The sequence below is a fragment of the Nocardioides sp. genome (genome assembly GCF_014360585.1).
Classification (GTDB): domain Bacteria; phylum Actinomycetota; class Actinomycetes; order Propionibacteriales; family Nocardioidaceae; genus Nocardioides.
Map to the genome: position 1 here is coordinate 51,193 of NZ_JACIXG010000009.1, position 12,507 is coordinate 63,699.

Sequence of the window (12,507 nt, forward strand, 5' to 3'; positions counted from 1 at the left end):
CACCGGTCGTGCCGGGGCGTACGACGCACGTGGCGCCGTGCTGCACGGCGCAGGAGGTTGCATGAGTGAGTCCGAACCCGCCGAAGTGACGGCCGCAGCGCGTTCCACCTTGATCGTGGTCTGCCTGGTCAGCGCGGTGATGGCGCTCAACGCCAGCTCGCTGAACGTCGCGCTGCCGACACTGAGCAGGGAGTTCGAGGCGAGCTCGACAGAGGGGAGCTGGCTGCTGCTCTCCTACATGGTCGCCAACACCGCCTGCCTGCTCCTCTTCGGTCGCCTCAGCGACGTCTGGGGGCAGCGGGGGCTCTATCTCGGCGGCTTGGTGATCTTCGCGCTGACCAGTCTGCTGGCCGGCTTCGCTCCGAACGTCGAGGTGCTCATCGGGCTCCGGGTTGTCTCCGCCATCGGTGGTGCGGTGCTCATCGGCAACGGCGCCACCCTCATCCATCAGGCCTTCCCGCGCGACTCCCTCGGGGGCGCCATGGGCCTCTACGCCGCCTCGTTCCCGACCGCCAACCTGATCGGGCCGACGCTCGGTGGCCTGATCGTCGACCACGTCGGGTGGCAGTGGGTGTTCTGGCTCAACGTGCCGGTCTGTCTGATCGCTCTGGCAGCGGGGCACCTGCTGCTGCCGCGGCCGGTGGTGGACAAGCGCGCCGTCGGCATCGATCTTCCCGGCAACCTGGTGATCATGATCGGGATCGTCATGCTGACGATCGGGATCACGTCGCTGACGGATCTCGGTTGGCGCCATCCGCTGGTGATCGGCGGCATCGTGGGATCGTTTCTCCTGGTCCCGGTCCTGCTGCTCATCGAACGGCGGGCTGCTGCGCCGGTGGTCGACGTGGTGGTCATCCGCCGGGTGGGGAGGCTCTTCCTAGCCGGCTTCTTCACCGGTGCCGGAAGGTTCCCGCTGATCGTGCTCGCCAGTCTCTACTTCCAGAGCGTGGTCGGTGTCTCCCCTGGAACCGCCGGGATGATGCTGCTGCCGATGCCGGTCGGGATGATCCTGGCCTCGCTGACCCTCGGTCGGCTGTCCCGCCGTTGGACGGCGCACCAGATCATGTCCGGTGGGTCGGTGGTGGGCACGTTCGGCGTCGCCCTGGTGGCGCTGGCGATCCATCTCGAGCAGACCTGGGTGGTGATGGCGACCCTCGCGATCGTCGGGCTGGCGACGGGGCTGTTCATCGGGACCAACGCGACGGTCCTGCTGGAGCGGGCGCCGGAGGACGCGCTCGGCGTCGTCAACGCCACGCGGCTGATGCTGCAGAACACCGGCAACGTGCTCAGTCTCGCCATCGCCCTCACGCTGCTCACCGCTCTGCTGCCGCCAGGGCTGGGGGAGGCGGTGCTCGCCGCGAACGTGCCGGACGGGAGTGTCGCTGTGGTCACCGCTGCCTTCACGCTGGTCTGCCTCTTCCTCCTCGCGCTCGGCGCGGTCGGAGCCTGGTACTCCTTTCCACGTCGATCGACGCCGGAGCAGGCTTCACCGGCGGGTGGTGGCGTCGTACGTCGCGGCGGGCCGCGCGATGCGGGAGCGGGTGATGAGGAAGCCGAAGGCAGTGGCGAGGACGTACATGACGATGCTGTAGACCGCGGCCGGGATGGCGACGGTCGTGTTGTCGAGGACGCTCAGGGCGATCGTGAGGGCCACGGTGGTGTTGTGGATCCCGACCTCCATCGAGGTCGCGATCGCCTGCGCCTGGCCGAGCCTGAAGATCCGAGCACCGAGGTAGCCCAGGAAGAGGCTCGCGCAGCAGAACAGCGTCACGATCACGCCCACCTCCTGGAGGTAGCCGGCGATGTTGTCCCGCTCGCCGAGGATCGCGCCGACCGAGACCATGACCAGCACGACGATCGAGAAGATCCGGACCGGCTTGTCCGCCCGGGCGGCGAACGTCTCGGACCGGCTCCGCACGAGCATCCCGATGCCGACAGGGATGAGCACGATCGCGATGACCTGGACGACCTTGCCGAACTGCAGGCCCAGGGTGTCGCCGGCATCGAAGTAGACGATCGCGGCGTTGGTGATCAGCGGGATGGAGACCGCCGCGAGCACCGAGTTCACCGCGGTCAGGGTGACGTTGAGCGCGACGTCGCCGCGGAAGAGGTGGCTGAAGAGGTTGGCCGTGGTCCCGCCCGGCGAGGCGGCCAGCAGCATGATCCCGACGGCGATCAGCGGGTCCACGTCCGCGACCAGGATCAGCCCGAACGCGATCAGCGGCAGCACCAGGATCTGGAGGGTGAGCGCCACGATGACGGCTCGCGGGGTGCGTACGACCCGGCGGAAGTCTTTCGGGGTCAGGCTCAGGCCCAGCCCGAACATGATGATCGCCAGCGCGATGGGGAGGCCGACCGAGAGAAGGGCCGAGTCGTTCACTTGTGTTCCTCCAGCATGCGGGGCCGCCGCTAGGGCGGCCAGAGACGTGCGTCACAGTGGACCACGCGGGAGCGGTGAGCGACAGACTTATCTGGACATTTCGGTCACTGACGAACGCATCCCCTGCCGCGAGCGGTCTTCTCGGCTCGGGCAGGGGACGTGGCGGTCAGCATCCCTGGCCTCAGGAGAGCTTGGCAAGGACCTTGTCGAGGGTCGCCTGCAGCTTCTTCTGATATGCGTCGTGCTGCTCCGGCAGTCGGGCGTCGCAGAAGGCGGCCAGGTCGGTCCCGGTGACCTCGATGACCTTGCGACCGGCCGCGGCCTCGGTCTCGAACAGATCGAGAACCTCGCGCAGAATGGCGACGATGTCCATTCCGTCGCTGGCGGTGAAGGGCCACATGTAGCTCTTCATCTTGCTGTAGACCGTGCGGTAGTCGGCGGGCAGTTGGGCGGCGCGGGCCTCCATGCGCTTCCATTCCTTCTTGCCGGCGGTCATGCGGGTGAGGACGTTGTTCATGTCGTGCTCCTTGGTTCGGTTTGTGTTCCAGGTCCCGTTTGGGGCCGTGAAAGAAGCGTGCAGCCCTGACGCAGGGTCAAGGTCAAGCACCGATCCAAAGAAAGTTCTGGGCGCGCGGGTGTCAGGCTGCGAGATCGTGGTCGAGGAGCAGATCGCGCAGCAAGAATTCGGCTCGTGAGAGGGGCGGTGGGTCTGGTCGCCAGGTGTCGGGTGGTGGGCTGACGTAGGTGTGGCCGGTGGGTGTGATGGTGATGATGCTGCCGTCGGGTCCTGGTCTGGCCTGCCAGCCGAGGGCTTCCTTGGCTTGGTTGCAACGCTCGCAGAGTCCTTGGAGATTCTGGGCGCTGGTGGTGCCGCCGTCTGCGTGGCGTTGGGCGTGGTCGATGTTGCGGATGGGCGCGTCGCAGCCGTTGGTGCGGCAGATCCCGCCATCGCGGGTCGTGATGAACTCGGCTAGGCCGTCGGGGGCTTTGCGGGAGCGGGATTCCATCGCGACCAGTTGCCCGGCGGGGTCGGTGAACAGGCGCCGGATGAAGACCTCGGCATCGCTCAATGCCTCACGAGCCCAGGCGGCGGGGACGGGGCCGTAGCCCTCGACCATCGCGGGCTGGTCGCTGTCGTTGGCGAGCGCGTCGGCGGTCATGACGATCTTGACCTCGATTCGAGGCTTCGCCTCGGCGTCGGTACGTCCGGTGATGCGGTCGACGAGAGTGTCGGCCATGACCTGACCGCGGGTGCGTTCATCGCCAGCCGCCTGGGCAGCTTTGGCGGCTTGGTCGAGTGCGGCGTAGACCGCGACCCCGTCTTTGACTGGCAACAGGGCACCGAGCCAGGTCATCGTGTCGGGTGCTGGCCGGATGCTGATGCGGCGGTCCTTCTCTGCGTTCGCGGCCCGGTTGATGACGGATTCTTGGTCGAGGGTGATGGCGAGCTTCTTGGCGGCGTTCTCGAGCTGCCGCAGTCCCAGCGTCACCACCGCAGGAGGTTCACCGTCCGGACCGGGCGAGCAGAGCTGGTAGTCGATGACGCGGCGGTCCTCCAGCGAGAGGCAGGCGGTTTCGCGGGCGAGGATGGTGGCCTGCCACTGCGAGAACAACCCGGCCTTCAAGGGCGAAGGTGTGTGGCATCTCGGTGACGAGGATCTTCGCCAAGCCGAGCAGTTTGGCGCCCTTGGCGGGGGAGACCCGTCGCGCCAGCGCGATCTGGGAGGCGACGCCTTCGCCGAGCTTTCGGGCAGGTAGGCCGGCCGCGGCTTGCCGTGCCCGGGTGGCCTCGTCGAGGCGTACGGCTGCTTCTGCCTGAACGGCCTCAGCCACGCATTTGATCTCTTCGAGACGACTGATCCAGTCGACCAGCTCAGCCTCGGACGCACCCAAAGGCGGCCCGGCAAGGAGATGGTCATCGGTCTCGTTCATACGCCTCATTATATGTGAAACAGCACCACGGCGCTACCTGTTTTTGCTGGTCAGACCGGATTTATGCGGTCCGTGAACAAGTAACCTGATCCCCGCGCACACCCTCGCCGCCGCCCCGATAATGGCGAAATCTTTCTCGATCAGGTGCCGAGTCAAGGACCGCGAAGCGGCCGGCGAAGCCGGCGGGCCGAAGGCCCGTCCTTGACGCGGCGGCTGATCGAGAAACACTCGTGGAAAGGGTCGGCGGCGAACCCTGAAACGAAGAAACGGTCGCCAAGCGAGGTTTCCCCGACGAACCGTGTTGGTCTCGACACGCCTTCGCCTAGCGGCTCCGGCGGCTCGACCAGCGACAGACAGGTTCTCGACAAGCTCGACCACCGGTGACTCAGGTCTCGACAGGCTCGATCCGCGAGACGACTGTGTTGGTCTCGACACGCCTCCGGCGGCTCGACCAGCGGTGGGCTCGGTCGGCGGTGGGGTTGGGCCGACCGACAAGCTCGACCCCCGGGCTACGCCCGCCCACCGAGACCACCCCATGGACCGGACCCCCAGAAGCACTAACTATAGTAATTAGAGTTACATTACTATCCCAAGAACTTCGATCCCCCAGGAGTCCCACATGGAGCGCCTAATCATCTTTGCTCTAGTCGGCCTAGCGGCCCAGGCAGTAGACGGCTCGTTGGGCATGGCCTACGGCGTCACCTCCAGCACCCTGCTGGTAGCCACCGGAGTCGCCCCAGCGGTCGCGTCGGCATCGGTCCACCTGGCCGAGGTCGGCACGACGTTCGTCTCGGGCGTCTCCCACTGGCGCCTCGGGAACGTCGACTGGAAGGTCGTGGGCAAGATCGCGATCCCCGGCGGCGTCGGGGCGTTCGCCGGCGCGACTTTCCTCTCGGGTCTCTCCACCGAGAGCGCCACGCCGTGGGTGGCCGGTCTCCTGCTCCTGCTGGGGATCTACATCGTCGCGCGCTTCGTCTTCGGGAAGCCGCCGGTCTTCATCCCGGGCCGCCGCCCTGGGCTCGGCCTGCTCGCTCCGCTGGGTCTGTTCGGCGGCTTCATCGACGCGACCGGCGGCGGTGGCTGGGGTCCGGTCACCACGCCCACGCTGATCTCCAGTGGCACCCTGCACCCGCGCAAGGTGATCGGCTCGGTCTCCACCGCCGAGTTCGTCACCACCGTCGCGGCGAGCGTCGGCTTCCTCGTCGGCCTGGCAGGGCAGGCGCTCGACTGGCGGATCATCGGCGGTCTTCTCATCGGTGGCGTGATCGCGGCCCCGTTCGCCGCCTACCTCGTCAAGCACCTCTCGCTGCCCATCCTCGGAGGCCTGGTCGGCAGCATCATCCTGGTCACCAACGGCCGCACGCTCCTGCGCAGCTTCGAGGCCGAGTCCGTGGCTGCGTACGGCCTGCTCTTCGCCGTCGCCGCAGTCATCGTCGCCGTCGCGGTGCGCAAGGTCAGCCGCGAGCCCGCCGAAGCACCGGAGCCCGAGCCCACCAGCGTCTGATGACGTGGCGGGCTCGGGTCCGTCTTATCGGCTGGTTCCGATGGCGGTTCGCGAGGCGGCCTCCTGGAGGGCCTCCTTCTCAGCCTCGGTGATCACGCCGGCCTTCAGCAGGGCAGCGGTCCGCTCCGCGACGTACGCACGGAACTGACCGGGGGAGGACCAGGTGTGCTCCTCGGCGAACTGCTCCGACAGGCACCGCTGACCGTCCACCACCCGGTCCTCGACGCCGGAGCTGATCAGCTTCTCGGGGATCCCGAGCCAGACCGTGCCCTGGCAGACGACCGCGTCGGCGGGCTGGGCGTTGATGGTCGTGTTGACCAGCCGCAGGCCTTGGACGTGCTCGGCCAGCATCGGAGTGCGGACACCGGAGAAGGAGGAGTTCAGGATGTTGATGTTGGTGATCGGCGAGCGGGCGTAGCCCCGCAGGAAGATCGCGTGGGTGCCGCCGACGCTGTGCAGGTCCTCGATGTAGACGTCCCGCACGGTCGGGGTGAAGTCGCCCGCGTCGCCCTCCTCGTAGCGGAAGTCGACCCAGACGGCCTGGCCACCCTGCTGCGGCACCGCGTTGTCACGGACGTAGATGTCCTCGACCACCCCGCCGCGTACGGAGTTGGTCTTGATCCGGACCACCCGGTCGAGGTCGGGGCTGTCCATGACGTTGTCCTGCGCGAAGACGTTGCGTACGCCGCCGGACATCTCGCTGCCGGCGACAACCGCTCCGTGGCCGGCCTGCATGTAGTTGCCCTCGATGAGGATGTTCTCGGCAGGAACGCCGATGCGGCGGCCCTCGGCGTTGCGCCCGGACTTGATCGCGATGTTGTCGTCACCGGTGTTGAAGAAGGTGTTCTTGATGACCACGTCGCGGCTGGACTCCGGGTTCACCCCGTCGTTGTTGGGGCCGAGGCTCTCCAGGTGGACGCCGTCGATCGTCACGTTCTCCGACAGCGTCGGGTGCAACAGCCACATCGGCGACCTGTTGAGCGTGACGCCCTGGACCAGGATGTTGCGGCTCTCGTAGAACTCGACGAAGCTCGGGCGGATGTAGTGGCCGGCGCCGAAGACCCGCTCCTCGACCGGCACGCCCTCCTCGCCCATCCGGAAGAGCTCGTTGCGGTCGGGCGTCTCCGGGCGGGGCCGGTCCGCCTTCCAGTCCCACCAGTTGTCGGCGTCGGCGTTGCCGTCCAGGGTCCCGTTGCCGGTCACCGCGACGTCCTCGACCTGGTAGGCGTAGATGAAGGGGGAGTAGTTGTAGAGCTCGACACCCTCGTAGCGCGTCTTCACCACCGGCAGGAAGTCTGCCTTGTCCCGGCTGAAGCGGATCGTCGCGTCGTCGGCGAGATGCAGGTTCACGTTGCTCTTCAGGTGGATCGCGCCGGTGAGGAAGACCCCGGCCGGCACCTCCACCCGGCCGCCGCCGGCCGCGTTCACCGCCTCGATCGCCTCCCGGAAGGCGTCGGTGCTCTTCGCTTCGCCCGACGGATCGGCGCCGAAGTCGACGATGCTGACCGCATGGTCGGGGAACGTCGGCGGCTGGACGCGGGCCCGGATCTCGTCGGCCTGAGCCCAGGCCGCTGAGGTGTCCGTCGGGTCGCCCATCGGCGGAGGCGCCTGCCCTGCCACCGCGGCGGGGGTGGTGAGGCTCAGGGTGCAGAGGAGGGCGACCGTCAGGCCGAGCGCGCGAGCCGGCCATCGGGCCATGAAGGAGTGAGGTGTGACGTACGTCTCGTTCCGAGTCATGAGTGAATGCTCGCGTCGGGCGTCCGAGTGCGTCCAATGCCGATCCGGTCTGGTGCCATACCCTCGCGACCCGGGAGGCTACGACGCCTGTTCGTGCGGGCGAGGTACGGCGGCGACGAGCTGCTGGGTGTAGGGATCCTGCGGTGAGCGGAAGACGGTGTCGGGGTCGCCGTGCTCGACGATCTTGCCGGACTTCATGACGTAGACGTGGTGAGCGACGAGGTGGACGACGGCGAGGTCGTGGCTGATGAAGAGGTAGGAGAGGCCCTGGTCCCGCTGGAGGTCGACCATCAGCTCCAGGATCTGCTCCTGGACGAGGACGTCGAGTGCGCTGACCGCCTCGTCCATGACGACGAGCTCGGGGTCGAGAGCCAAGGCGCGGGCGATCGCGACGCGCTGGCGTTGACCACCGGAGAGCTCGTGCGGCCGCCGCTGGGCGTACGCCGCGGGCAGGTCGACCCTGCCGAGCAAATCGGCCACGGCCTTGCGGCGAGAGGCGGCGTCGCCGATGCGGTGGACGCGCAGGGGCTCGTCGATGACCTGGCCGATCGTGTAGCGCGGGTCGAGGGTGGCGTACGGGTTCTGGAAGACCGGCTGGATGGCGCGCCGGTAGGCGAGCAGGTTCTTGCCGCGCAGGCTTGCCAGGTCGGTGCCGCGGTAGCGGATGGTGCCGGCGTCGGCCCGTTCGAGGCGAAGCGCGAGCCGCGCGGCGGTGGACTTGCCTGAGCCGGACTCGCCGACGATGGCGACCGTGCGTCCTTTGGGGATGGACAGGTCGATCCCGTCGACGGCGTGGAGGTGCTCGCGCTGCCCGCGGATCCGGTAGCGGCGTACGGCGCCGCTCACCTCGAGGAGGGTCTCGGGGCGCTCGGCGGATCCGTCGTCGACTGCCGTCGGGATGACCTTGACGTCGGACATGGCGGGTGCGGCGGCCAGCAGCCGCTGGGTGTAGTCATGCTGCGGAGACGCGATGATCGTGGCCGCGTCGCCGCTCTCGACGACCCGGCCGCGGTGCATGACGACGACCCGGTCGGCGCGTTCGGCGGCCAGGGCGAGATCGTGGGTAATCAGGAGTACGCCGGTGCCGAGCTCGGCGGTGAGCTCGGCCATCTGGTCGAGGACGAGGCGCTGCACGGTGACGTCGAGCGCGGAGGTCGGCTCGTCGGCGAGGAGCACCTCGGGGCGGCAGGCGAGCGCCATCGCGATGAGCACCCGCTGCCGCATCCCGCCCGAGAACTCGTGCGGATACTGGCGGAAGCGGGAGGCGGGCCGCTCGATGCCGGCCTGGCCGAGCAGGTCGATGGCGCGTTCGCGCGCCTTCTGCCCGGAGGCGAGTCCGTGGACCTCCAGCGCCTCGGTGATCTGCGCACCGACGGTCATCACCGGGTTGAGGTTGGTCATCGGGTCCTGCGGCACCAGGCCGATGCGGCGGCCACGGATCGCGGTCATGGCCGACTCGGGGGCGCGGGTGATGTCCTGGCCGCCGAGGGTGATCGTCCCGGCGGTGATCCGGCCGTTGTCGGCCAGGAGCCGGTTGACGCAGGAGGCGAGCGTCGACTTGCCGGAGCCGGACTGGCCGACGACTGCGACGGTCTCTCCGGCCGCGACGTCGATGGAGATGTCGTGCAGCGCCTGGACCGGGCCCTCGCCGGTGTCGAAGGTGACCGAGAGGTCGCGTACGGACAGGACGGGGGTCATCGGTCCTCCTCGAGGCCGGCCGCGTCGAGCAGCACCGAGATGATCTCGGTGCCGGGTACGACGTCTGGGAGCCGGGTGGGATTGTGGTCGATCGGGCCGAGCGGGCCGTGCAGCCGGGTCGCAGCGCCGGCGACGACGAAGCCGGTGTCGGGGGCGACTGCGAAGAAGGTGCCGGTGAAGCCGGGATGCTGCAGGAAGGTGGTCTCGCCGGCCCGGCCGAGGAAGGCGCCGAGCGCCTGCTCGGGATGCTCGGGGCGCGGTGTCGAGAAGCGGTCGACCACCTCGCGTGGCACGAAGGTGCCTTCGCAGAGCGCCGTCCCGTAGGTCAGCAGGTCCTCGACGGTCGAGAAGAGGCCGGCGTGCCCGGCGACGCCGTCGAGGGCGTGAGCGGTGTTGCCGTCGTCGACCTCTCCTTGGAGGGGATGGTCGCGCCAACGGGAGAAGCGAGCCGGCGGGATGCCGACGGGGTGCGGCTCGTCGGTGGCGAGCATCGCGCACTCATAGGCGTCGCTGTCCGCGCTCGTGGCCGCGCGGCCCGGGACGACCGGTCCGAAGCGGGCCGAGAGCCCCAGAGGTGCGGCCACGAGCTGCTCGTACGCCTCGTCCAGCCGGAGCGTGGTGACCTGCTCGATCACCGCGCCGAGCAGGATCATGCCCAGGTCGGAGTACGTCCAGCCGGTGCCGGGCGCGTACGCCAGCGGGAGCTGCTGGACGTGCTGGATCGTCTCGCTGCGCCGGCCGCTGGGCACGGCGGCGTAGAGCGGCCACCACGGACGCAGCCCGGCGGTGTGGGTCAGCAGCTGCTCGACGGTCGCCTCGTCCTTCCCATCACCTCGGAAGGCGGGCAGGTGTCGGCACACCGGGTCCTCGAGACGCAGCTCGCCGACGGCGACGAGCCGCATCGTGATCGCCGTGGTCGCGAGCAGCTTGGTGACCGAGGCGAGGTCGAGCATGTGGTCCGGCTGCATGGGCACGCCAGGACGATCGGCAGCGGGCAGACGGGCCCAGCCGGAGGCCGCCACCTCGGAGCCGTCCGGGGTGCGCAGCCCGACGATGGCACCTGCCGGGTGGGTGCCATCGCTGCCGAGGGTGAGCAGGCGGTCGGCATACGCCTGGACGGGTTGCCTGCCGCTCATCGCTCGAACACCAGGGTGCCGGGCCAGGCGTCGATCTTGGGCGGAGGCGTGCCCGCGGGGCTGATCCGGCCGAGCACGCGGGGCCCGTCGGCACCGGTGCAGCTGGGGACGTTGCCGGGGAGGCCGTGGACGCTGGCCCAGCCGATGAGGGCGAAGGCGATCGCCTCCTTGTGGTCGGACGGGACGCCGAGGGCGTCGCTGCTGGTGACGCGCACGCCGGGGAGGAGCTCGCCGAGCCGTCGCATCAGCACCGGGTTGCGTACGCCGCCGCCCGAGGCCACCAGCACCCCGACGCCCGCCTGGGAGACCGCCTGGGCGACGGTGACCGCGGAGAGCTCGGTGAGGGTCGCGACGAGGTCGGGAAGCGAGGGCGTGACGCCCGAGCGGTCGAGGGCGTCACGGACGTAGTCGAGGTTGAACAGCTCCTTGCCGGTGCTCTTCGGGGCCGGCCGCCCGAAGTAGGGAGAGTCGAGCAGCTCGGTCAGCAGCACCCGGTCCACGGCGCCGGTCGCGGCGAGCTCGCCGTCGCGGTCGAAGGTCGCCGCTCCGGGCGCGTCGGTGACCACCGCGTCGATGAGGGCGTTGGCGGGCCCGATGTCCCACGCGACCGGGTCCGTGGCGCTTCGGCACACGGTGAGGTTGGCGATGCCGCCGAGGTTGAGCGCCGCGGCGACGGCTCCGTCCTCGATAAGCGGCGCCAGCATCCGGACGTCCAGCAGCGGCACCAACGGCGCGCCGTGCCCGCCGGCGGCGACGTCGTCGGAGCGTACGTCCGAGACGACCGTCGCGCCGGTCGCCTCGGCGATCCAGGCTGGTTGCCCGATCTGAAGCGTGCCGAGCGCACGGCCGCCCTCGACCCAATGGAAGACGGTCTGGCCGTGGGTGCAGACGACGTCGACGGCGCCGGCCTCCTCGACGGCCCGGCTCGCGGCCGTGGCGAACGCCTGCCCGATCCGGGTGTCGAGCTCGCAGACGACGTCGAAGCCGACCGGCGCCGGCGGCATGGCGTCGATGAGCCGCTGTCGCAGATCAGGGGCGTAGGGCACCGAGATGTGGTGGACGATCCGGGCGCGCAGCACGTCATCCTCGACCATGAAGTCGACGGCCGCGATGTCGATCCCGTCGTGGGAGGTTCCGGAGATCATTCCGAGCACGCGCATCAGCCACGCTCCTCGATGACGGTCCGCAGCCGGCCGCCGGCCAGCTCCAGCGCCTGCGACGCCTCGGCGGGGGAGAGGCCGGTGAGGATCGCCGCGATCGCGAGCTTGGTGTGCCAGTCCGCCTCGTCGAGCGCCCGGAGCACGGTCGCATCGTCGGCTCCGGTGGCCTCGGTGACCATCCGGATCGCGCGGTGGCGAAGCTTGGCGTTGTTGGCCCGCATGTCCACCATCAGCGACCCGTAGGTCCGTCCGAGCTGCACCATCGTGGCGGTCGAGATCATGTTGAGCACCATCTTCGTCGCGGTGCCGGCGCCGAGCCGGGTCGATCCGGCGACGATCTCGGGTCCGACCGGCACCTCGATCCCGTGGTCGGCGACGCGCGCCAGGGGCGTGTCCAGGTTGCAGGCGAGGCCGACGGTGAGCGCGCCGTGCTCCGCTGCGTACGCCAGGGCGCCGAGGGCATAGGGCGTACGCCCGCTGGAGGCGATCCCCACGACGGTGTCGAGCGGCCCGACGTCGAGAGCTGCCAGGTCGGCCGCGCCCGCGCTCTCGTCGTCCTCGACCCCTTCGGCTGCGCTGAAGAGCGCCGACGGGCCGCCGGCGATGACGCCGACGACGACGCCGTCGAGGCCGAAGGTGGGCGGCACCTCGGAGGCGTCGAGCACCCCGAGCCGCCCGGACGTGCCGGCGCCCACGTAGATCAGCCGGCCGCCTTCCCGCATCCGAGCGGTCGCCGCCGTGGCGGCGGCCGCGATCGACGGCAGGGTGGAGCGTACGGACGTCGCGACCGTCGCGTCGCGCTCGTTCATCGCCGCCATCAGGTCGGCGACCGAGAGCTGGTCGATCTCCGGTCCGTCCGCGGTGCTCGACGCCTCGGTGGTGAGCGCGTCGAGCCTGGCTTCGTCCGCTGCTTTCACTGGCTCCGCTTTCACTGGCTCCGCTTTCACTGGCTCCGCCTTC

10 protein-coding genes and 1 pseudogene are annotated in these 12,507 nt (G+C 69.4%); 2 read left to right on the forward strand and 9 right to left on the reverse strand.

What is annotated here, in order from left to right:
- Positions 1 to 61: 61 nt before the first annotated feature.
- Positions 62 to 1,441, forward strand: a pseudogene (locus tag H5T77_RS05255) (MFS transporter); the annotation flags it as partial.
- Positions 1,442 to 1,486: 45 nt separating this feature from the next.
- Here H5T77_RS05255 and H5T77_RS05260 read toward each other — a convergent pair.
- From H5T77_RS05260 to H5T77_RS05275, 4 genes are all read right to left on the reverse strand, one after another.
- A complete protein-coding gene (locus H5T77_RS05260; RefSeq protein WP_292646072.1) occupies positions 1,487 to 2,326 on the reverse strand; it encodes a bile acid:sodium symporter family protein in 840 nt (279 codons plus the stop codon).
- 235 nt (positions 2,327 to 2,561) lie between these two features.
- Positions 2,562 to 2,897, reverse strand: coding sequence for a DUF1048 domain-containing protein (locus H5T77_RS05265; protein ID WP_292645991.1), 336 nt, complete (start codon positions 2,895 to 2,897; stop codon positions 2,562 to 2,564).
- 121 nt (positions 2,898 to 3,018) lie between these two features.
- Positions 3,019 to 3,873 carry an HNH endonuclease gene (locus tag H5T77_RS05270; RefSeq protein WP_292645994.1) on the reverse strand — a complete coding sequence of 285 codons (855 nt, stop codon included), beginning with the start codon at positions 3,871 to 3,873 and terminating at the stop codon, positions 3,019 to 3,021.
- Positions 3,874 to 3,883: 10 nt separating this feature from the next.
- On the reverse strand, positions 3,884 to 4,312 hold the full coding sequence (locus H5T77_RS05275; RefSeq protein WP_292645996.1) for a hypothetical protein: 429 nt from the start codon (positions 4,310 to 4,312) through the stop codon (positions 3,884 to 3,886).
- A gap of 619 nt (positions 4,313 to 4,931) precedes the next feature.
- Between H5T77_RS05275 and H5T77_RS05280 the strand changes: the two genes are divergently transcribed.
- Complete coding sequence (locus H5T77_RS05280) at positions 4,932 to 5,816, forward strand: sulfite exporter TauE/SafE family protein (RefSeq protein ID WP_292645999.1); 885 nt, start codon at positions 4,932 to 4,934, stop codon at positions 5,814 to 5,816.
- Between the two features lie 24 nt (positions 5,817 to 5,840).
- Here the strand turns inward: H5T77_RS05280 and H5T77_RS05285 are convergent, their stop codons facing one another.
- From H5T77_RS05285 to murQ, 5 genes are all read right to left on the reverse strand, one after another.
- On the reverse strand, positions 5,841 to 7,553 hold the full coding sequence (locus tag H5T77_RS05285; protein ID WP_292646002.1) for a glycoside hydrolase family 28 protein: 1,713 nt from the start codon (positions 7,551 to 7,553) through the stop codon (positions 5,841 to 5,843).
- A 78-nt stretch (positions 7,554 to 7,631) separates the two neighbouring features.
- Positions 7,632 to 9,251, reverse strand: a complete 1,620-nt coding sequence (locus H5T77_RS05290) for an ABC transporter ATP-binding protein (protein WP_292646005.1) — start codon at positions 9,249 to 9,251, stop codon at positions 7,632 to 7,634.
- Complete coding sequence (locus tag H5T77_RS05295; RefSeq protein ID WP_292646008.1) at positions 9,248 to 10,387, reverse strand: serine hydrolase domain-containing protein; 1,140 nt, start codon at positions 10,385 to 10,387, stop codon at positions 9,248 to 9,250. The genes H5T77_RS05290 and H5T77_RS05295 overlap by 4 nt, the downstream gene beginning before the upstream one ends.
- A complete protein-coding gene (locus H5T77_RS05300) occupies positions 10,384 to 11,547 on the reverse strand; it encodes an anhydro-N-acetylmuramic acid kinase (protein ID WP_292646011.1) in 1,164 nt (387 codons plus the stop codon). Before H5T77_RS05300 ends, H5T77_RS05295 begins: the two co-directional genes overlap by 4 nt.
- Positions 11,547 to 12,464, reverse strand: a complete 918-nt coding sequence (gene murQ / locus H5T77_RS05305) for an N-acetylmuramic acid 6-phosphate etherase (protein ID WP_292646014.1) — start codon at positions 12,462 to 12,464, stop codon at positions 11,547 to 11,549. Before murQ ends, H5T77_RS05300 begins: the two co-directional genes overlap by 1 nt.
- Positions 12,465 to 12,507 lie beyond the last annotated feature (43 nt).